Annotated in this window: 20 protein-coding genes; 18 read left to right on the top strand and 2 right to left on the bottom strand. The window is 62.9% G+C overall.

The genetic code is table 11. The features are described 5' to 3' along the window. Positions 1 to 2 precede the first annotated feature (2 nt). From tsf to AC1RQ5_RS16055, 15 genes are all read left to right on the top strand, one after another. On the top strand, positions 3 to 926 hold the full coding sequence (gene tsf / locus AC1RQ5_RS15985) for a translation elongation factor Ts (protein WP_398482211.1): 924 nt from the start codon (positions 3 to 5) through the stop codon (positions 924 to 926). A gap of 84 nt (positions 927 to 1,010) precedes the next feature. After that, the gene (gene pyrH / locus AC1RQ5_RS15990; RefSeq protein ID WP_398482214.1) at positions 1,011 to 1,727 is read left to right on the top strand and encodes a UMP kinase; all 717 of its coding nucleotides are present in this window, start codon (positions 1,011 to 1,013) and stop codon (positions 1,725 to 1,727) included. A gap of 60 nt (positions 1,728 to 1,787) precedes the next feature. Then, positions 1,788 to 2,354, top strand: coding sequence for a ribosome recycling factor (gene frr / locus AC1RQ5_RS15995; protein WP_398482216.1), 567 nt, complete (start codon positions 1,788 to 1,790; stop codon positions 2,352 to 2,354). A gap of 92 nt (positions 2,355 to 2,446) precedes the next feature. After that, a complete protein-coding gene (locus AC1RQ5_RS16000; protein ID WP_398482218.1) occupies positions 2,447 to 3,202 on the top strand; it encodes an isoprenyl transferase in 756 nt (251 codons plus the stop codon). 260 nt (positions 3,203 to 3,462) lie between these two features. Beyond that, positions 3,463 to 3,915 (top strand): phosphatidate cytidylyltransferase, encoded by a 453-nt coding sequence (locus tag AC1RQ5_RS16005; protein ID WP_398482245.1) that lies wholly within the window; start codon positions 3,463 to 3,465, stop codon positions 3,913 to 3,915. 4 nt (positions 3,916 to 3,919) lie between these two features. Next, positions 3,920 to 5,146, top strand: coding sequence for a 1-deoxy-D-xylulose-5-phosphate reductoisomerase (gene dxr, locus AC1RQ5_RS16010; protein ID WP_493200204.1), 1,227 nt, complete (start codon positions 3,920 to 3,922; stop codon positions 5,144 to 5,146). Between the two features lie 43 nt (positions 5,147 to 5,189). After that, positions 5,190 to 6,341, top strand: a complete 1,152-nt coding sequence (gene rseP / locus AC1RQ5_RS16015) for an RIP metalloprotease RseP (protein WP_398482222.1) — start codon at positions 5,190 to 5,192, stop codon at positions 6,339 to 6,341. Positions 6,342 to 6,528: 187 nt separating this feature from the next. Then, positions 6,529 to 9,087: an outer membrane protein assembly factor BamA gene (gene bamA / locus AC1RQ5_RS16020; RefSeq protein WP_398482225.1), complete on the top strand. Its 2,559-nt coding sequence runs from the start codon at positions 6,529 to 6,531 to the stop codon at positions 9,085 to 9,087. A 32-nt stretch (positions 9,088 to 9,119) separates the two neighbouring features. Beyond that, complete coding sequence (gene lpxD, locus AC1RQ5_RS16025; protein ID WP_493200207.1) at positions 9,120 to 10,202, top strand: UDP-3-O-(3-hydroxymyristoyl)glucosamine N-acyltransferase; 1,083 nt, start codon at positions 9,120 to 9,122, stop codon at positions 10,200 to 10,202. After that, on the top strand, positions 10,199 to 10,660 hold the full coding sequence (fabZ, locus tag AC1RQ5_RS16030; protein WP_398482229.1) for a 3-hydroxyacyl-ACP dehydratase FabZ: 462 nt from the start codon (positions 10,199 to 10,201) through the stop codon (positions 10,658 to 10,660). Before lpxD ends, fabZ begins: the two co-directional genes overlap by 4 nt. Positions 10,661 to 10,736: 76 nt before the next feature. After that, entirely contained in the window at positions 10,737 to 11,480 is a 744-nt protein-coding gene (locus AC1RQ5_RS16035) for a transglycosylase SLT domain-containing protein (protein WP_493200209.1), read from the top strand. 237 nt (positions 11,481 to 11,717) lie between these two features. Further along, entirely contained in the window at positions 11,718 to 12,518 is an 801-nt protein-coding gene (lpxA, locus tag AC1RQ5_RS16040; RefSeq protein ID WP_493200211.1) for an acyl-ACP--UDP-N-acetylglucosamine O-acyltransferase, read from the top strand. A 22-nt stretch (positions 12,519 to 12,540) separates the two neighbouring features. Continuing rightward, a complete protein-coding gene (locus AC1RQ5_RS16045; protein ID WP_493200213.1) occupies positions 12,541 to 13,410 on the top strand; it encodes an LpxI family protein in 870 nt (289 codons plus the stop codon). Beyond that, positions 13,407 to 14,567 carry a lipid-A-disaccharide synthase gene (gene lpxB, locus AC1RQ5_RS16050; RefSeq protein ID WP_493200215.1) on the top strand — a complete coding sequence of 387 codons (1,161 nt, stop codon included), beginning with the start codon at positions 13,407 to 13,409 and terminating at the stop codon, positions 14,565 to 14,567. Before AC1RQ5_RS16045 ends, lpxB begins: the two co-directional genes overlap by 4 nt. A gap of 138 nt (positions 14,568 to 14,705) precedes the next feature. Further along, positions 14,706 to 15,332, top strand: coding sequence for a nucleoside deaminase (locus tag AC1RQ5_RS16055; RefSeq protein ID WP_493200217.1), 627 nt, complete (start codon positions 14,706 to 14,708; stop codon positions 15,330 to 15,332). A gap of 184 nt (positions 15,333 to 15,516) precedes the next feature. Here the strand turns inward: AC1RQ5_RS16055 and gltA are convergent, their stop codons facing one another. Continuing rightward, on the bottom strand, positions 15,517 to 16,818 hold the full coding sequence (gltA, locus tag AC1RQ5_RS16060) for a citrate synthase (RefSeq protein WP_398482243.1): 1,302 nt from the start codon (positions 16,816 to 16,818) through the stop codon (positions 15,517 to 15,519). Between the two features lie 154 nt (positions 16,819 to 16,972). Beyond that, positions 16,973 to 18,400 carry a glutamate--tRNA ligase gene (gene gltX, locus AC1RQ5_RS16065; protein WP_493200219.1) on the bottom strand — a complete coding sequence of 476 codons (1,428 nt, stop codon included), beginning with the start codon at positions 18,398 to 18,400 and terminating at the stop codon, positions 16,973 to 16,975. Positions 18,401 to 18,502: 102 nt separating this feature from the next. Here gltX and AC1RQ5_RS16070 point away from each other — a divergent pair, with 102 nt between their 5' ends. From AC1RQ5_RS16070 to AC1RQ5_RS16080, 3 genes are all read left to right on the top strand, one after another. Continuing rightward, positions 18,503 to 18,832, top strand: coding sequence for a type II toxin-antitoxin system RelE/ParE family toxin (locus AC1RQ5_RS16070; protein ID WP_398483584.1), 330 nt, complete (start codon positions 18,503 to 18,505; stop codon positions 18,830 to 18,832). A gap of 13 nt (positions 18,833 to 18,845) precedes the next feature. After that, a complete protein-coding gene (locus AC1RQ5_RS16075) occupies positions 18,846 to 19,154 on the top strand; it encodes a transcriptional regulator (protein ID WP_398483581.1) in 309 nt (102 codons plus the stop codon). Between the two features lie 78 nt (positions 19,155 to 19,232). Further along, positions 19,233 to 20,915: a glutamine--tRNA ligase/YqeY domain fusion protein gene (locus AC1RQ5_RS16080; protein ID WP_493200221.1), complete on the top strand. Its 1,683-nt coding sequence runs from the start codon at positions 19,233 to 19,235 to the stop codon at positions 20,913 to 20,915. Positions 20,916 to 21,011 lie beyond the last annotated feature (96 nt).

The raw sequence follows: 21,011 nt of genomic DNA on the forward strand, positions 1-21,011 counted from the left end.
AAATGGCAGCAATTACCGCAGCGATGGTCAAGGACCTCCGTGAGACCACGGGCGTCGGCATGATGGATTGCAAGAACGCGCTGGCCGCCAATGACGGCGACATCCAGGCCGCAATCGACTGGCTGCGCGCCAAAGGCCTCTCCAAGGCCGCCAAGAAGGCCGACCGCGTCGCCGCCGAAGGTCTGATCGGCGTGCTGACCGAAGGCACCCAGGGTGTCGTGGTCGAAGTGAATTCCGAGACCGACTTCGTCGCCCGCAACGACCAGTTCCAGGGCCTCGTCAAGATGATCGCCCAGGTCGCGCTGAAGGTCGGCGACGACGTGGACGCCATCAAGGCGCACAAGGTCGGTAGCTCGAATGTCGAGACCGCCATCACCGAAGCGATCGCCACCATCGGCGAGAACATGTCGCTGCGCCGCGCCAAGAAGCTGGAAGTCTCCGCCGGCGTCGTGTCGAGCTACGTGCATAACGCCGTGATCGAAGGCCTCGGCAAGATGGGCATCATCGTCGCGCTGGAATCCACCGGCAAGACCGACGAGCTCGCGACCCTCGGCAAGCAGATCGCCATGCATGTCGCCGCGACCAACCCGCAGGCGCTGGACTCGACCGGTCTTGATCCGGCCGTGGTCGCCCGCGAGAAGGAAGTCATGGCGGACAAGTATCGCCAGCAGGGCAAGCCCGATGCGATGATCGAAAAGATCGTCGAGAACGGCCTGAAGACCTATTACAAGGAAGTCTGCCTGCTCGATCAGGCCTTCATCCACGACACCGGCAAGTCGGTGGCGCAGGCGGTGAAGGAAGCCGAAGGCAAGGTCGGCGCGCCGATCACCGTCAAGGGCTTCGTCCGCTACGCGCTGGGCGAAGGCATCGAGAAGGTGACCTCGGACTTCGCGGCCGAAGTCGCTGCGGCATCGGGCCAGAAGTAAGATCGAAGCTGGCAGCTTCGATAGCAAAGACCTCCCGGCAGATCACTGCCGGGAGCTGCCGCCTCGAAAGGAAGCGATCGCATCATGGCTGAGCCGCTCTATCGTCGCGTCGTCGTCAAAGTGTCGGGCGAGTCATTCGCCGGCGGACAGCCTTTCGGCATTGATCAAACCACCATCGACCGCATCGCGCGCGACCTCATCGCAGCGCAGAAGCTCGGCGTGGAAATCGCCGTCGTCGTCGGCGGTGGCAATATTTTCCGCGGTGTCGAAGTATCGTCCCGCGGCGTGTCGCGGCCGACCGGCGACACCATGGGCATGCTCGCCACCGTGATGAACTGCCTCGCGCTGGAAGCCGCCATCGAGCGCCAGGCGGTGCCGGCGCGCACGCTGTCGGCGATGGTGATGCCGCAGGTCTGCGAGCTCTTCACCCGCGCCACCGCGCATAAATATCTGTCGGAAGGCCGTATCGTGCTGCTCGCCGGCGGCACCGGCAATCCGTTCTTCACCACCGATACCACGGCCGTGCTGCGCGGCGCCGAGATCGGTGCGGCGGCGGTCCTGAAGGCCACCAATGTGGACGGCGTCTACAGCGCCGACCCGAAGAAGGACAAGACCGCCACGCGCTTCGAGCGGCTCAGCCATTCCCAGGCGGTGGAAGGCAACTACAAGGTCATGGACGCGACGGCTTTTGCGCTGGCGCGCGAGGCCTCGCTGCCTATTATCGTGTTTTCCATTGCGGAGCCGGGTTCGATCGGCGCCATTCTGACAGGTACGGGCCGCGGCACCATCGTCGCGGGCTGATCTTCAACGAGGGCAGGGGCCGCGTGCGGGTCCTGCCGACAGTGACCAAGGAGAGCTTGCATGGCCGCTCTGGCCCCATTCGATATCAACGACCTGAAGCGCCGCATGCAGGGCTCGGTCGCATCCCTGAAGCACGATCTCGGCGGTCTGCGCACCGGTCGCGCGGCATCCTCGATGCTCGAGCCGGTCATGGTCGATGCCTATGGCAGCGCCATGCCGCTGAACCAGGTCGCCACCATCTCGGTGCCTGAGCCGCGCATGCTGTCGGTGCAGGTGTGGGACAAGTCGATGGTCAAGGCCGTCGAAAAAGCGATCGTCGATTCCAATCTCGGTCTGTCGCCGGCCACCGAAGGCACCACGCTACGCCTGCGCGTGCCGGAACTGAACGAGGAGCGCCGCAAGGAACTCGTGAAGATCGCGCATAAATATGCCGAAGCTGCCAAGGTTGCGGTGCGTCACGTCCGTCGCGACGGTCTCGACATCATCAAGAAGCTCGAGAAGGCGCACGAGATTTCCGAGGACGACCAGAAGCGCCATGATACCGAGGTGCAGAAGGCCACCGACGCCGTGATTGCCGAAGTCGATCAGTTGCTGGCGGCGAAGGAAAAGGAAATCATGACGGTTTAGGCTGCGACTCGTCGCGCTTAAACCTATTGCAAGTGTTTGGTCCGCAAATCGGCCATAGATTTCGCGGACCAACCGCTCGGGGATTTCAATCGATGTCGAATGCCGCCGCGCCAGCCACAGAGCGATCTGACCGATCCTCGCCGGCGCATGTTGCGATCATCATGGACGGCAACGGGCGCTGGGCGGCAGCGCGCGGCCTGCCGCGCGCCGAGGGCCATCGCCGTGGCGTCGAGGCGCTGCGCCGTGTCGTGCGTGCCTCCAACGAGCTCGGCATCCAGTATCTGACCATCTTCTCGTTCTCGTCGGAGAACTGGTCGCGACCAGCCTCCGAGATCAGCGACCTGTTCGGCCTGCTGCGCCGCTTCATCCGCAACGACCTCGCCACGCTGCATCGCGATGGTGTGCGCGTGCGGGTGATCGGCGAGCGGCAGGGGCTCGAAGGCGATATCGCCTCGCTGCTCAAGGAAGCCGAAGACCTCACCCGCAACAATACCAAGCTGACGCTCGTGGTCGCCTTCAATTACGGTTCGCGCCACGAGATCGCGATGGCTGCGCAGCGCCTTGCGATCGAGGTCGCCGAGGGCAAGCGCACCGCCGAGAGCATCACGGCTGAGACGCTCAATCAATATCTCGACACGACCGATATCCCGGATCCGGATCTGATCATCCGCACCTCCGGCGAACAGCGGCTGTCGAACTTCCTGATGTGGCAGGCGGCCTATAGCGAATTCGTGTTCGTGCCGATCCACTGGCCGGACTTCGACAAGGCGGCGCTGGAAGGCGCGATCGCCGAATACGCGACGCGCGAACGCCGCTTCGGCGGCCTGGTTGCGAAAACCGCTTCGTGACGAACCCATCTCCAGACAGTGCGCCGAAACCGGCGGACGACCGCGGTGTGCGCAATCTCGTGCAGCGCGTGCTGGCCGCACTCGTCCTGATCCCGCTCGCGATCGGCGTTGCCTATGCGGGCGGCTGGCTGTGGGCTGGCCTCGTGACGCTGGTGTCGGTGGGCCTGTTCCTCGAGTGGCGCAGCATCGTCGGCCAGCGTCCGGGCTGGATTGCCATCGGGCTCGTTTATGCACTCGCAGCCCTTGCTGCATCGGTGCTGGTGCGCCGGGATGCGGAGTGGGGTTTCGCCGCGCTGATTTTCATCCTGCTCATCGTCTGGCTGACCGATATCGGTGGCTATGCGTTCGGCCGCACCATTGGCGGTCCGAAGCTGTGGCCACGTGTCAGTCCGAAAAAGACCTGGGCCGGCGCGATCGGCGGAACGGTGCTGAGCATCCTCGTCGCGGTCGGCTTTGCCCGCTATGGATTTGGCAATTTGATGCCGCTGGTGCTGATTGCCGTCGTGCTGACAGTTCTGTCGCAACTCGGCGACCTCTTCGAGTCCGCCGTGAAGCGCAGATTTGGCGTCAAGGATTCCGGCCAGATCATTCCAGGCCATGGCGGCCTGCTGGATCGGCTCGATGGTTATGTTTTCGCGGTGGTGGCCGCCGCGGTGATCGGTCTTTTACGCGGTGGCGCCGATGGCGTCGGCCGCGGTCTTATGGTTTGGTGATGTGATGAGCCCAGTTCCCCTGCGTAACGAAAAGGCTGCCGAGGCGTCGGTCCGCAGCGTCACGGTCCTCGGTGCCACCGGCTCGATCGGCGACAGCACGATGGACCTCATCCGTGCAGCGCCTGAGCGCTACAAGGTCGAGGCGCTGACGGCGAACAGCAATGTCGAGGGCATCGTCAAGCTCGCCAAGGAGTTCAGAGCCCGCTTCGTGGCCGTGGCTGACGAGAGCAAGGGTGAGGAACTCCGCGCAGCACTTGCCGGCACCGGGATCGAGACCGGGGCAGGCGATAGCGCCGTGACCGAAGCCGCCGCCCATCCCGCCGACTGGGTGATGGCTGCCGTCTCCGGCGCTGCCGGCCTGAAGCCGGCGCTAGCTGCCGTGGACCGGGGCGCAACCGTTGCGCTGGCGAACAAGGAGTGCCTGGTCTGTGCCGGCGACTTCTTCATGGACCGCGCCGCCAAGGCGGGCGCGACCATCCTGCCGGCGGATAGCGAGCACAATGCCCTGTTCCAGGCGCTGGCGTCGGGCAGCCGCGATGAGCTCACCCGTGTGATCATCACCGCCTCGGGCGGTCCGTTCCGGACCTGGAAGGCCGAGGACATCGAGCAGGCGACGCTTCAGCAGGCGCTCAAGCATCCGAACTGGTCGATGGGCCAGAAGATCACCATCGATTCCGCGTCGATGATGAACAAGGGTCTCGAAGTGATCGAGGCGTCCTACCTTTTTGCGCTGTCGCCGGACGAGATCGACGTGCTGGTGCATCCGCAGTCGATCATCCACGGCATGGTGGAATTCACGGACATGTCGGTGGTCGCCCAGCTCGGCTCGCCGGACATGCGCACGCCGATCGCGCATTGCCTGGGCTGGCCGAACCGCATCAGCAAGGGCAGGGCGGCACCGCTCGACCTCGCCAAGATCGGCTCGCTGACTTTCGAGGCGCCGGACTACGCCCGTTTCCCCGGCCTGAAGCTCGCCTATGACGCGCTGCGCACCGGCTCGGGCGCGACCACGGTCTACAATGCCGCCAATGAGATCGCGGTCGCCGCCTTCATTGCCGGCAAGATCCGCTTCGGCGCCATCGCCCGGCTGGTCGAGGCGACCATGAATGAATGGGTGCGCGCCGGTAACCTGGCGCCGCTCTCGTCGGCGGATGATGCGATTTCCGTTGACCATAAAGCGCGAAAACTGGCGGCAAGCCTCTTGCCTGAAATTGCCGCAAAGGCTTCGTAGACGTTTAGGGACGAGGCTGTCTGGCTTCGTATAGGGGACTGAGATGATTGACTTTTTGCAGCATGGCTTCACCACGTTGAGCCACGGGCTGATCGGCTACATCATTCCGTTCCTGTTCGTCCTGACCATCGTCGTGTTCTTTCACGAACTCGGCCATTTTCTGGTCGCCCGTTGGAATGGCGTTAAGGTTCTGACTTTCTCGCTGGGCTTCGGCCCCGAGCTGGCCGGCTTCAACGATCGCCACGGTACGCGCTGGCGGATTTCGGCAATCCCGCTGGGTGGTTACGTCAAGTTCTTCGGCGACGAGAGCGAGGCTTCGACGCCGTCAGCAGAAGCGCTCCAGAGCATGACCGCCTCCGAGCGCAAGGACGCCTTCCACCACAAGCGCGTCGGCCAACGTGCGGCCATCGTGGCCGCCGGCCCGATTGCGAACTTCCTGCTCGCCATCGTCATTTTCACCTGCCTGTTCACCTTCTTCGGCAAGCCGAGCACCACCGCCAAGGTGGACAGCATCCAGGCCGGCAGCGCCGCCGAGAAGGCCGGCTTCCAGTCCGGCGACGTGATCACGACCATCAACGGCAAGGCCATCACCAGCTTCTCCGACATGCAGCGCATTGTCGGCATCAGCGCCGGCGAGCAGCTGGCGGTGACCGTCAAGCGCGGCGATGCCAATATCGATCTCAAGGCGACGCCTGAGCTGCGCGAGGTGAAGGATAATTTCGGCAACGTCCACCGCCTCGGCGTGCTGGGCATCACCCGCGCCACCACCGCGGGCGAGGCGACCACGGAAAAGGTCAATCCGGCGACGGCACTGGTGCTGGGCGTCAAGGAGACCTGGTTCGTCGTGGACCGGACCTTCTCCTATATCGGCGGCGTCTTCACCGGCCGCGAGGCGGCCGACCAGATCGGCGGTCCGATGCGAATCGCCCAGATCTCGGGGCAGGTGGCCACCATCGGCCTGACCGCCCTGATCCATCTGGCGGCGGTCCTGTCGATCTCCATCGGCCTTCTCAACCTGTTTCCGGTTCCATTGCTCGACGGCGGCCATCTGCTGTTCTATGCAGTCGAGGCGGTGCGTGGTCGTCCACTGTCCGAACGCGCACAGGAGATGGGATTCCGAATTGGACTTGGTTTGGTGCTGATGTTGATGGTTTTCGCAACCTATAACGACATTCTTCACCTTGCCGGGTCATGATGTCTGTTCATGTCAGGGCGGGGATAACGTGGCCGTAAGGCAACGTCTTGGAATGAAATTAGAAAACTTCGGCGAATGGTCGTTTGCCACTCGGGTAAAATTGGCTACAAGCTGGGCAACTCAAGGGATTCTGTCAGGTCGTAGGGGTGCGGGCTGGCGGTACTGGAATGATAAGGGCGCTTGGCGCATGATTTTTGGATTGCGGGGTTTCCGGGGCGGTTTGTTTGCTGCTTCGATCATGGTTGCCATGCCGGTCGCCGTTACGGTGGCTGGGACGCTTGTTTCCTCCACAGCCATGGCGCAGACCGCCGCTTCGATCGCTGTTGAAGGCAATCGTCGCGTCGATGTCGACACCATCCGCTCCTATTTCCGTCCCGGCCCGAGCGGTCGTCTGGATCAGGGCTCCATCGACGATGGCCTGAAGATGCTGATCGAGACCGGCCTGTTCCAGGACGTGAAGATCAATCAGGCGGGTGGCCGTCTGGTCGTCAGCGTGATCGAGAACCCGGTGATCGGCCGCGTTGCCTTCGAAGGCAACAAGAAGGTCAAGGACGACCAGCTGAACGCTGAAGTGCAGTCGAAGGCCCGCGGCACGCTCTCGCGTCCGATGGTGCAGGCCGACGCCCAGCGCATCTCCGAAATCTATCGCCGCTCCGGCCGCTACGACGTCAGCGTCGTGCCGGAAATCATCGAGCAGCCGAACAACCGCGTCGACCTGATCTTCACGATCAACGAAGGCGCGAAGACCGGCGTGAAGTCGATCGAGTTCATCGGCAACAACTATTACTCGTCCTATCGCCTCAAGGACGTGATCAAGACCCGCGAGTCGAACTTCCTCTCGTTCCTCGGTTCGGGCGACATCTATGATCCGGACCGCGTCGAAGCCGACCGCGACCTGATCCGCCGCTATTACCTCAAGAACGGCTTTGCCGACGTGCAGGTGGTTGCCGCTCTGACCGAATACGATCCGGGCCAGAAGGGCTTCCTGGTCACCTTCAAGATCGAAGAAGGCCAGCAGTACCGCGTCGCCAATGTCGATTTCACCTCGACGATCCCGAACTTCGATCCCCGTTCGCTGTCGAGCTTCTCGCGCGTCGGCGTCGGCTCGCTCTACAACGCGGAAGCGCTGGAGAAGTCGGTCGAAGAGATGCAGATCGAGATGTCGCGTCGCGGCTATGCCTTCGCCGTGGTTCGTCCGCGTGGCGATCGTAACTTCGAGGCGCACACCGTCTCCATCGGCTATTCGGTGGAAGAGGGCCCGCGCGTCTATATCGAGCGCATCAATGTGCGCGGCAACACCCGTACCCGTGACTATGTCATCCGTCGCGAATTCGACCTCTCGGAAGGCGATGCCTATAATCGTGCGCTGGTCGATCGTGCCGAGCGCCGCCTGAAGAACCTCGACTTCTTCAAGAGCGTGAAGATCACCACCGAGCCCGGTTCGTCCGCGGACCGCGTGATCCTGGCTGTCGATCTGGAAGAAAAGTCCACCGGCGACTTCTCGATCTCAGGTGGTTACTCGACCACCGACGGTGCCTTGGGTGAAGTCAGCGTCTCCGAGCGTAACTTCCTCGGCCGCGGCCTGTTCGCCAAGGCGTCGGTGCAGTACGGCCAGTATGCCCGCGGCTACTCGCTGTCCTTCGTCGAGCCTTACCTGCTCGACTACCGCGTGGCACTCGGCCTCGACTTCTTCTACCGCGAGCAGCTGTCGAACCAGTACATCTCGTACAACACCAAGACGATGGGCTTCAGCCCGCGCCTCGGCTTCCAGCTGCGTGAAGACCTCGCACTGCAGCTGCGCTACTCGATCTTCCAGCAGGAAATCTCGCTGCCGGCCCAGCTCGCGAATTGTAACAACCTGCCGGGCAGCCCGCAGGCGACCAATACGCCTGGCCAGTTGAACCAGCTGAACGGTCTTGGCTTCGTCGATGCCGGCAACGTCAATACCTGGGGCTGTTACGCCGACGGCGAGTCGTCGCTCCCGGTTCGCCGCGAACTGGCGAACGGCAAGGCGCTGACCTCGATGCTGGGCTACACGCTCAACTACAACACGCTCGACAACAACAAGAACCCGACGGACGGCCTGTTCATCGAGTTCAAGCAGGACTATGCGGGCGTTGGCGGCGACGTCAGCTACCTCAAGACCACTGTCGACGCGAAGTACTACACCCCGCTGGTGGCAGACATCGTTGGCTTGCTCCGCGTTCAGGGCGGCATGCTGAACAATGTCGGCAAGGACATCCGCATGCTGGATCACTTCCAGATGGGTCCGAACCTGGTGCGTGGTTTCGCCCAGAACGGCATCGGTCCGCGTGACGTGAGCTATGTCGCTCTCGGTTCCTACGGCGATGCTCTCGGCGGCACCAAGTATTGGGGCGCTTCGGCTGAATTGCAGATGCCGTTCTGGTTCCTGCCGAAGGAAGTTGGCATCAAGGGCGCGCTCTATGCTGACGCTGGCGGTCTCTGGGATTACCAGGGCCCGACGACCTGGGCAGCGACCGGTGAAGTCCAGTCGTTCAAGGCCGGCGCCACGAATGTTGGTTGCGTGCCTGCCTCGCAGACCTCGGTCGGCAATTGCTCGGGCATGACCTATGACGACGGCAATCAGGTTCGCTCGTCGGTTGGTGTTGGCCTGATCTGGCAGTCGCCGTTCGGTCCGCTGCGCTTCGACTACGCAGTGCCGCTGACCAAGGGGACCTATGACCGTGTTCAGCAGTTCAGGTTCGGCGGCGGAACTTCGTTCTAATCTTGCCTGACGGCCGCACCGCGACGGATGGAATGGCGCTGCCGACCTTCTACAAGCAATACCCTTCGTTGACGCTGGCTGAGATCGCCGCGTCAACGAAGGCGCGTCTGGTCGATGCCGACAGGGCCGACCATGTGATCACGGGCGTCGCCTCGCTGGACGAGGCTGGCCCGCACCACCTGGCTTTCTTCGAGAACGTCCGCTACGCCGATCAGCTTGCCCGCACGCAGGCTGGCGCTGTGTTGATCAGCGAGGGCTTCAAGGGCGAGATTCCGGCCCATGTCGCCGTGTTACGCGCGAGGCAGCCCTTCGCAGCCTTTGTCGGGCTTGCCACAGCTTTCCATGCGGATGCACTTCGGCCGGCCTCCGGCTTCGATGTGACCGGCATTTCAGAACAGGCCATCATCCATCCGACGGCGCAGCTCGAGGACGACGTCACCGTCGATCCGCTCGCTGTGATTGGCCCGGATGTCGAGATCGGTTCGGGCACAATCATCGGCTCCGGCGCGGTGATCGCTGCCGGGGTCAAGATCGGCCGCGATTGCAATATCGGTGCTGGCAGCGTGCTGCAGTTCACGCTCATCGGGAACAACGTGCTGGTGCATCCCGGCTGCAAATTCGGCCAGGATGGCTTCGGCTTCGTATTCGGCCGCGACAAGCATATAAAGGTACCGCAGACCGGCCGCGTCCTGATCCAGAACGATGTCGAGGTCGGCGCCGGGACGACCATCGATCGTGGCAGCCTGCGCGATACGGTGGTCGGCGAGGGGACCAAAATCGACAATCAGGTCCAGATCGGTCACAATGTGACGATCGGACGGCACTGCGTCATTGCCGCCAAATGTGGCCTTGCGGGCAGCCTGACCATCGGCGACAACGTCGCGCTGGGGGCCATGGTCGGCCTCAACAATCACATTACGATTGGCGACGGTGCGCAGGTTGCGGCCATGGCGGGCGTCAAGGACAGCATCCCGCCGCGCGGCCGCTGGGGCGGCATCTTTGCCCGGCCGACGAAGCAATGGTTCCGCGAGATTCTCGCGGTGGAGAAATTGGCCCGTGAGACTGCGCCCGGCGCGGACACGGACAAACTGGATACGAAGGACGAGCGGGAATGAGCGAGGAATCGCCGGTTATCATCGAGGCGGTGGATATCAACACCATCCTCAAGACACTGCCGCATCGCTATCCGTTCCTGCTGATCGATCGCGTGGTCGGCATCCGCAAGGACTTCAGCGGCATCGGCATCAAGAACGTCACCATCAATGAACCGTGCTTTCTCGGCCATTTCCCCGAACGTCCGGTCTATCCGGGCGTGCTGATGATCGAGGGCATGGCGCAGACCGCCGGCGTGATCGGCATCTCGTCGGTCGAGGGCACCGCGAAGCCGCGTGCCGTGTATTTCCTCACCATCGACAAGTGCAAGTTCCGCAAGCCGGTGATGCCGGGTGACACGATCGAATATCACCTGCATCTGATCAACCGGAAGCGCGCGATGTGGTGGTTCCACGGCGATGCCAAGGTCAATGGCGTGACCGTGGCCGAGGCCGATGTCGGCGCCATGCTGACGGACTGATCCAGCCTGCGAATGCCTCGCGGCGGCGAGGTGATCTTAACGCCTTGCCGATAGAATGCTGCTTTTCGGAGCGGCCATGCGGGTGAAGCTTGTTGCGGGACTGGCGCTGATCGGCGGTGTGGCACTGGCTGCACCGGCTGTGGACGCGTCTTCGGTGGAGCAGGTCGGCAAGATCACGCGCGCCGAAATCCGCGCTTTGCTCGAACAGGAAACGGCCAGGGTCGGTCTGCCCACGGACATCGCCGAGGCGGTGGTGAAGGTGGAGAGCAGCTTCAACCCGATGACCGTCGGCCTTGTCGGTGAAATCGGACTGATGCAGGTGCGGCCGCAGACCGCGACTATGCTCGGCTTTCGTGGCACGCCCGATGACCTCGCCAAGCCTGAGATCAACATCCATTACGGCGTGACCTATCTCGCCAAAGCGTGGCGCCTGGCGGATGGCGATCTGTGCCGGGCGTTGATGAAGTACCGCGCCGGTCATGGCGAGGACGTCATGAGCCCGCTGTCGGTGACCTATTGCGAACGTGCGCGAAAGCATCTGGCATCGCTGAATTCATCCTACGCAGTCGAGGGCGTTCGTGGCGTCGTGACGCCATTGCCTGATGCGCCAGCGAAAAAGCAGCCAGTCGTTGCCGACAAGGCAGCAGATCGACCTGCAACGACAGTTGCGGCGTCAACAGGCGCGCCGAAGCGCGTCTATGCCAGGCTCAAGCAGGGCACGCCGGCTGCGAGCCGCGCCTACTGGGCTGCACATGAAGCACGCGTGCGTGCGATCAAGTCGCGGCTGGCGTCGAAGTGGCAACGCGTCGCCTCGCGCTGACACGCGACGACTGAGAGTTCACGTCCGCGTCTGTTGCTTGCCGGCTGCCGGGATCTGGCGGCGATCTCGCCGGATGCCGTGCGGCGCGCATAGGGCGAGCAGGGTGCCCAAAAGAAGCTGTGCTGACGTAACAGATCGCAACCACACGTCACTGGACAGCCCCCAGAACTCGCGCTAACCACTGGAAAAATCACGATATTCGCAGGCAGCCCGCGTGGCTGGGATTGGACTTTTCCGATGAGCAGCATCGACCCGACCGCCCGTATCGCCGAGGGCGCCGTGATCGGCGATGGGGCCGAAATCGGGCCGTTCTGCGTGATCGGACCGCATGTCACGATCGGCGCGGGCACCAAGCTGCTGTCGCATGTGAATGTCACCGCGCAGACCACCATCGGCGAGAACTGCACGATCTATCCATTCGCGTCCCTGGGCACGCCGCCGCAGTCACTTGCCTATAAAGGCGAGCTGACCAAGCTCGTGATCGGCAATGGCTGCACGATCCGCGAAAGCGTGACGATGAATGCCGGTACCGTGGGTGGCGGCGGCATCACCACCGTCGGCGATCGCGGCTACTTCATGAATTGCTCCCATGTGGGCCATGACTGCCATGTCGGCAATGACGTGATCTTCGCGACCTCGGCAACGCTCGGCGGCCACTGCGAGATCGGTGATTTCGTTTTCATGGGTGGCCTGTCGGCCGTGCATCAATTTACGCGCATCGGCCCGCAGGCGATGGTCGGCGGCGTCTGCGGCGTGCGCGGCGACATCATTCCGTTCGGTCTCGTCAACGGCCAGTATGCGGCGCTGGAGGGTTTGAACCTGATCGGCATGAAGCGCCGCAAGTTCACCAAGGACCGTCTCGCCACCGTGCGCGGCTTTTATCAGAAGCTGTTCCACGGCGAGGGCGTCTTCGCCGAGCGTCTCGAGCGCGTGCAGCCGCTGGCCAGCGAAGACCCGGCCATTGCCGAAATCCTGGCCTTCATCGCGGGCGGCAAGCATCGCGCACTGTGCCTGCCGGATGTCGGCGGCCAGTCCTGACACGGGGAGCGCGAGGCCTGACATGAACGGCCGGCCCCCACTGCAGCAAGTCTCGGTTGGGTCGCCGCTCGGCATCATTGCCGGCGGTGGCGCCATGCCGTTTGCAGTGGCGGACTCGCTGCAAGCCCGCGGCATCACGCCGGTGATCTTCGGGCTCAAGGGCTTTTGCGATCCGGAACAGGCGGCGCGCTTTGAGCATTACTGGACCCCGATCGGCAAGTTGGGCGCTCTGCTGCGGGTGATGCGCAGTGCGCGGTGCCGCGATCTCGTCTTCATCGGCACGCTGGTGCGCCCGGCGATCTCAGAAGTCCGCCTCGACTGGGGCACGTTGCGTGTGATGCCAAAAGTGTTTCGCGCGTTTCGTGGCGGCGACGATCATCTGCTCACCGGCATCAGCCGGCTGTTCGAAGACGAGGGGTTTCGTCTGCTCGGCGTGAAAGACGTCGCGCCGGATCTGTTGATGCCCGCCGGCAGCATTACGCGCGCTGTGCCGGATGCGGGGGCCGAAGCGGATATCGCTCGCGGGCGTGACGTGCTGGGTGCGTTGAGCCCGTTCGATATCGGCCAGGCCTGCGTGGTGATCGACGGACATGTCGTGGGGATCGAGGATATTGGCGGCACCGATGCATTGCTGGCGCGGGTGGCCGAGTTGCGCGCCAATGGCCGTATCCGCGCAAAGGCGGGCAGGGGCGTTCTGGTGAAGGCGCCCAAGAGCAGCCAGGATCTGCGCTTCGATCTGCCCACGACGGGACCGCGCACGGTCGAGGGCGCGATCGCGGCGAAGCTCGCGGGCATCGCCATTGTTGCCGGCAATACGATCGTCGCCGAGCCGCAGGCGATGATCGAGGCGGCCGACGCTGCCAATGTCTTCGTGACGGGATTGCTGGCGTGACGCACAAAATCCATCTCATCGCCACCGAGGAATCCGGCGATCGGCTGGGCTCTGCGCTGATGCGCGAGCTGAAGCAACGCTTCGGCGATGACGTCGCATTCTCGGGCGTCGGCGGCTCCTCGATGGCGCGCGAGGGATTGCAGTCGCTGTTTCCCATCGAACAGCTCTCCATCATCGGCCTTGCGGCCGTCGTCAAGAAGCTGCCATCGATCCTCAAGCTGATCGCTCAGGCCACTGACGACGTGTTGCGAACCAGGCCGGACGTGCTGCTCATCATCGACAGTCCCGACTTCACGCAGCGTGTCGCCAAGCGCGTGCATAAACGCGATGCGTCGATCCCGATCGTGAACTACGTATCGCCGACGGTGTGGGCGTGGCGTCCCGGCCGCGCCAAGGCAATGCGTGCTTATGTCGATCATGTGCTGGCGCTGCTGCCATTCGAGCCCGAGGCGCATCAGCGCTTGGGCGGGCCGCCTTGCACCTATGTCGGCCATCCCCTCATCGAGCAGATCGATACGCTGCGGCCGAATGCTGACGAGCAGATACGACGCTGTAGCAAGCCGCCGGTGCTGCTCGTGCTGCCCGGCAGCCGCCGAAGCGAAATCCGCCATCATATGGAAACGTTCGGCGCGACGCTGGATCTGTTGCGCAAGCGCGGCGTAGGGTTCGACTTGATCCTGCCGACCATGCCGCACCTGGTTGAGGGGATCACGGAAGCGCTGAAGCGATGGCCCGTGCAGCCGCGCGTGGTCGTTGGTGAAGCGGAGAAGCGCTCTGCCTTCCGCATCGCGCATGCGGCCTTTGCCAAGTCGGGCACCGTCACGCTCGAACTGGCGCTGGCGGGGGTGCCGATGGTCACCGCCTATCAGGCAGGCAAGATCGAGGCGCGGATCATTCGCCGTTTCGTGACCGCGTCCTCGGTGATCCTCGCCAATCTCGTGATCGGCGAGAACGTCATTCCTGAATTCATCCAGGAAGACTGCACGGCTGAGAAGCTGGCGGCGTCACTGCAGGACGTGCTTGCGGAGACGCCGATGCGCCGGCGGCAGGTCGAGGCCATGGCAAAGCTCGACGACATCATGGGCATCGGCAGCATGTCGCCGAGCAAGGCGGCGGCCGATGTCATTGCTGGTGTGATCGGTCAAAAGCGGCATTAACGCGCCGTTAGCCCTGATACCGTTGGCGGCGGGAAACTCGCAACCAAATTTAAACCGGGTTCCCCTGATGGTGTTATGTGCCCTGATACCGTCGGGCGCATGTCCAACTGCGGCCGATCGGTCGCCATCGGGTGAAGCATGAGCAAAGCGAACGACCACGAGTCCCTTGACACACTCTTCTCTGCGGCGCGTTCGATCGATCGTCGCCATTTCCTCGCAGCCGGTGCAGGTGGCATCGTTGCCGCGTTATCGGGTGTCGACGCGATGGCCAAGCCGGCAGCCGACGTGTTCACCGATGAAGATCGCAAGCATATGGCCCATGCCATCGACCTGATGCGCAAGGCTGGCGTGACCGAACGCACCGGCGGCGCCTTCGGTGCCGTCATCGTGCGTGGCGGCGAGGTGCTCTCGGCCACCGGCAACAGTGTGTTGCGCGACAACGATCCGTCGGCTCATGCCGAGGTCAATGCCATTCGCGCGGCCTGCAAGAAGATCGGCGCGCCCAATCTCAAGGGTGCCACCATGTATACGAGCTGCGAATGCTGCCCGATGTGCTACGCGACCGCGTATTGGGCGCGGCTCGACCGCATCGTGTTTGCGGCGTCGTGGACGGATTACGCCGATCTGTTCGACGACCAGAATATCGGGACGGATATGAAGCTGCCTTACGCCAAGAGGAAGGTGAAGGTGTCGCAATTCATGCAGAAGGATGCGCAGGCCGTCTGGCAGGAATTCCGCAAGCTGCCGGATCGCGCGAAGTATTGATCTCTGTCCCTCATGGTGAGGAGGCGCGCAGCGCCGTCTCGAACCATGAGATGGCCGGGCCTCCGGAGTATGCCGCCATCCTTCGAGACGCGCGCTTTGCGCGCTCCTCAGGATGAGGACGGTGAAAAAACAAAACCGGCGGATCTTGCGATCCGCCGGTTTGCTTTTTCGTCGTGTCGCAAGCTTAGCGCTTGGCGATGTCCGTGTAGTCGCGGCGGGCGGCGCCGGTGAAGAGCTGGCGCGGACGGCCGATCTTCTGCTGCGGGTCGCCGATCATTTCGCTCCACTGGCTGATCCAGCCGACGGTGCGGGCGACGGCGAACAGCACAGTGAACATCGAGGTCGGGAAGCCCATCGCCTTCAGCGTGATGCCCGAATAGAAGTCCACATTCGGGTACAGCTTGCGGTCGATGAAGTACTGGTCCGACAGTGCGATCTTCTCGAGCTCCATGGCAACGGCGAGCATCTCGTCGCCACCGTGACCGGTTTCCTTGAGCACTTCGTGGCAGGCCTGCTGCATCAGCTTGGCGCGCGGATCGTAGTTCTTGTAGACGCGGTGACCGAAGCCCATCAGGCGCACGGACGAATTCTTGTCCTTCACCTTGGCGATGAATTCCGGAATCTTGTCCACGGTGCCGATCTCGGCGAGCATCTGCAGTGCCGCTTCGTTGGCGCCGCCGTGAGCGGGGCCCCACAGGCAGGCGATGCCGGCAGCGATACAGGCGAACGGATTGGCACCCGACGAGCCGGCGATGCGGACGGTCGAGGTCGAGGCGTTCTGCTCGTGATCGGCATGCAGCGTGAAGATCTTGTCCAGCGCCTTGGCGAGCACGGGATTGACCTTGTAGTCCTCGCACGGCACGGCGAAGCACATCTTCATGAAGTTCGCGGCGAAATCGAGCGAGTTGGTCGGGTACACGAACGGCTGGCCGATCGTGTACTTGTAGGCCATCGCAGCGAGCGTCGGGATCTTGGCGATCATGCGGATCGAGGCGATCTCGCGCTGCTTCGCGTCATTGATGTCGGTGGAGTCGTGATAGAAGGCGGCGAGGGCGCCGACCGACGCAACCATCACGGCCATCGGATGCGCGTCGCGGCGGAAGCCGGTGAAGAAGCGCGTCATCTGGTCGTGGACCATGGTGTGGTTGGTCACGAGATGATCGAATTCGGCCTTCTGCTTGGCAGTCGGCAGTTCGCCGTGCAGCAGCAGGTAGCACGTCTCGAGGAAGTCGCCCTTCTCGGCGAGCTGTTCGATCGGGTAGCCGCGATATTCGAGAATGCCGGCGTCGCCGTCGATATAGGTAATCTGGGACTGGCAGCTCGCGGTCGAGGTGAAGCCCGGATCATAGGTGAACATGCCCGACTGGGCGTACAGCTTGCCGATGTCGATGACGTCGGGGCCGACGGTCCCGCTATGGATCGGCAGATCGAAGCTCTTGCCGTCGACTGTCAGCGTTGCGGATTTGGTGTTTGTTTTCGCGTCCATCGCATAGTCCCCGATGAGATCGTTGAGGGGCCGTCAAACCACCGTCATATCAGGAGAAATGGCGATGTCAGACGGGAATTCCAGAGCAGTCGGCAGAATGCGTAGCGTATTGCCGTGTGCGCTGCAAGACAGGCAAAAGTAGCCTACAGCTATGCTAAACAGAGGCCTGATCGGCGAGCCGATCAAGGCATTCCTGCCGGCCCAATACCGCCAGCACGTCGAAAATGCCGGGCGATGTGGTCTTGCCGGTGAGCGCTACCCGCAGAGGCTGTGCGACACCACCGAGCTTCAAGCCGGCCTCTTCCGCATAGGCGCGGGCTGCGGCCTCGGTATTCGCAGCAGTCCAATCGGTGACGCCTTCGAGTGCGGTGCGCAATTTGCCAAGCAATGCGCGGGTCTCCGGCGTCAGGATGGCGATGGCCTTCGGCTCGGTGATGGCGAGCGGGCGATCGGCGAAAATGAAATCGGCGCCCTTCACCAGTTCGAGCAATGTCTTGGCGCGCTCCTTCAGGCCGGGCATCGCGCGCAGCAGTTGCGTGCGCGTGGTGTCGTTGAGTTTCGCCTGGATGGCGGCGCCGCCCTCGGCATAGGGCAGGATCTGCTCGAACTCGGTCACGAGGGCTTGATCGTCGCTGTGGCGGATATAGTGGCCGTTGATGCTTTCAAGCTTGGCGAAATCGAAGCGTGCGGCAGAACGTCCGATGGCGGACAGATCGAAGGCGTCGATCATTTCCTGCGTGGTGAAGATTTCCTGATCGCCATGGCTCCAGCCGAGGCGGACCAGGTAATTCCGCAGTGCGGCCGGCACATAGCCCATGGCGCGATAGGCATCGACGCCGAGCGCGCCATGGCGCTTCGAGAGTTTTGAGCCATCGGGCCCGTGGATCAGCGGGATGTGCGACATGCTGGGCACCTCCCAGCCGAGTGCGTCATAGATCTGCTTCTGGCGCGCCGCGTTGATCAGGTGGTCGTCGCCGCGGATCACATGGGTCACGGCCATATCGTGGTCATCGACCACCACGGCCAGCATGTAAGTCGGGGTGCCGTCGCCGCGCAGCAATACGAGGTCGTCGAGATTCTCGTTCTGCCAGACCACGCGGCCCTGCACCTGGTCCTCGATCACGGTCTCGCCGGTGAGTGGCGCCTTGAGGCGGATGGTCGGCTTGACGTCGGGCTTCGGCGTGGACGGATCGCGATCGCGCCACAAGCCGTTATAGAGTTTTGAGCGGCCTTCGGCGCGCGCGCTCTCGCGCATGGCCTGCAGCTCTTCGGCACTGGCGTAGCAGTAATAGGCCTTGCCCTCGGCGAGCAGTTGCTCCGCGACCTCGCGGTGCCGGGCGGCGCGGGCGAACTGATAGACGGTGTCGCCGTCCCATTCGATGCCAAGCCACTTCAGGCCGTCCAGAATCGCGTCGATGGCGGCGTCGGTGGAGCGCTCGCGGTCGGTATCCTCGATCCGCAGCAGCATCTTGCCGCCATGCTTCTTGGCATACAGCCAATTGAACAGCGCGGTGCGGCCACCGCCGATATGGAGGAAGCCGGTCGGCGAAGGCGCGAAACGGGTAACGACGGGTGCGGTCATGGTGGAGCGGCAATCGATTGGAGAGGTTTGGCGGGCGTGTAACACAAGGTTCGGGTGCGCCCAAGACGTTGAAAGTGGGTAACCCATGTGTTACCGTGGCGCATGGCCGAAATTCGCCTGTACGAGACTGCGGACGGTCATACGCCGTTCGCCGACTGGGCTTCGGAACTGGATCACCCGGCAAGAATACGGGTGACACGCGCGCTGACGAGACTGGAAGCGGGCAATGTCTCAAATGTGAAGGGTGTCGGCGAAGGCGTTCTTGAACTACGGATCGACTTCGGGCCGGGCTACCGGGTTTATTTCGGGCGCGACGGGGATGTCCTGGTCATTCTGCTGACCGGCGGAACCAAGGCGCGACAGCAGCGCGATATCGAGGCAGCGCGGAGCTATTGGCAGGACTACAAGCGTAGCAAGCGCGAGCGACACTAAGCGGAGCAGAACAATGGCATCGACGAGAGATTTTCACGAGTTCGTTCAGGAACAGGTTGCCTCTGATGGAGAATTCGCGGAGGGGCTGCTTCAAGAAGGCATTGATGCGTTGCTCAGCGGCGAAGTGGGAGTGGGGCGGTCCCTGATCCGCGATTACATCAAGGGCACCATCGGATTTGAAAAACTCGGCGAAGCGATCGGTGTTCAGCCAAAAAGCCTCATCCGGATGTTTGGCCCGCGCGGAAATCCGCAAGCAAATAACATCTTCAGTGTGATCGCCTATCTGCGGAAACACGCAGGTATCGAACGCCGCGCCGCTTGATGAAAACGCCTTTTCTCGCACTCCCCTTGGCGGCGCGCCCCGGATTTGGCACATAGGGCGCAGCTTGAAAGGCACCAAATGACAGACGAATCGACCGCGGATACCGCCGCTGAGGCCGGCCGCGATTTCATCCGCGACATCGTGGCGGCGGACCTCGAATCCGGCAAGCACAAGAGCGTGGTGACGCGTTTCCCGCCGGAGCCGAATGGCTACCTGCATCTCGGCCACGCCAAGTCGATCTGCCTGAATTTCGGCGTCGCCGCCGAGTTCGGCGGGCGCTGCAATTTGCGTTTCGACGACACCAATCCGACCAAGGAAGAGCAGGAATATATCGACGCCATCCAGCGCGATGTGCGCTGGCTCGGTTTCGAATGGGGCGAGGGCAACCTGCATTTCGCTTCCGACTATTTCGAGCAGCTCTATGACTGGGCGGTGCATCTGATCCGCGCCGGCAAGGCCTATGTGGACGACCAGTCGCCGGAAGAGATGCGTATCGCTCGCGGCACGCTGACTGAGCCCGGCAAGAACAGCCCGTTCCGGGATCGCAGCGTCGATGAAAACATCGATCTGTTCGCCCGCATGCGCGCCGGCGAATTCCCGAATGGTGCCCGCGTGCTGCGCGCCAGGATCGACATGGCGTCGGGCAATATCAATCTGCGCGACCCCGTGATCTATCGCATCCTGCATGCGCATCATCCGCGCACCGGCGAGGCCTGGAAGATCTATCCGAGCTACGATTTTGCGCATGGCCAGTCGGACGCGATCGAACATGTGACGCATTCGATCTGCACCCTCGAATTCGAGGATCACCGGCCGCTCTATGACTGGTGCCTGGACAATCTGCCGGTGCCGTCACGGCCGCATCAGTATGAATTCGCACGCCTCAACATGACCTATACGCTGCTGTCCAAGCGCGTGCTCACCGAGCTCGTGCGCGGCGGCCATGTGTCAGGCTGGGACGATCCGCGCATGCCGACATTGGCCGGTTTGCAGCGCCGCGGCATTCCCGCCGAAGCGCTGCGCGAATTCGTCAAGCGCATCGGGGTCGCCAAGGCGAATTCCACGGTTGACCTGTCGATGTTCGATTTCGCCGTGCGCGAGACGCTGAACCGCACGGCGCAGCGTCGCATGGCGGTGCTGCGGCCGTTGAAGGTCGTCATCGAGAATTATCCGGAAGGACAGGTCGAGCAACTCGACGCCGTCAATCATCCCGATGACGCCTCGCTCGGCAGCCGCCAGATCCCGTTCAGCCGCGAGCTCTATATCGAGCACGAGGATTTTATGGAGGAGCCGCCGAAAAAGTTCTTCCGCATGGCGCCGGGCCGCGAGGTGCGGCTGCGCTACGGCTATTTCATCACCTGCAAGGATGTCGTGAAGAACGACAAGGGCGAGGTGGTGGAGCTGCGCTGCACCTATGATCCCGAAACCCGCGGCGGCAATGCGCCGGACGGACGCAAGGTGAAGGCGACGATCCATTGGGTCAGCGCGCAGCATGCCGTGCAGGCCGAAGTGCGCGTCTATGAGCAGCTGTTTGCGACGCCAACGCCGGAAGCTGCGAATTTTGCATCGCAGATCAATCCGAATTCGCTGGAAGTCTTGACCGGCGCGATGCTGGAACCGTCGCTGGCGAGTGACACTTTTGACGGCGCAATCCAGTTTGAACGGCAGGGCTATTTTTGCCGTGACAAGGACTTTGCGCCCGGCAAGCCGGTGTTTAACCGCACCGTCGGCCTGCGCGATAGTTACGCCAAGCTGGCGTAACTTGTCGGATGGGTTGAGCAAAGGTGCGTAAGCGCCGGAGCGACAACCCATCGGCCGAGCTTGCCGCAACGACGGAATGATGGGTTTTCGCTGCGC

The organism is Tardiphaga sp. GW821-FHT12E02 (assembly GCF_058807155.1).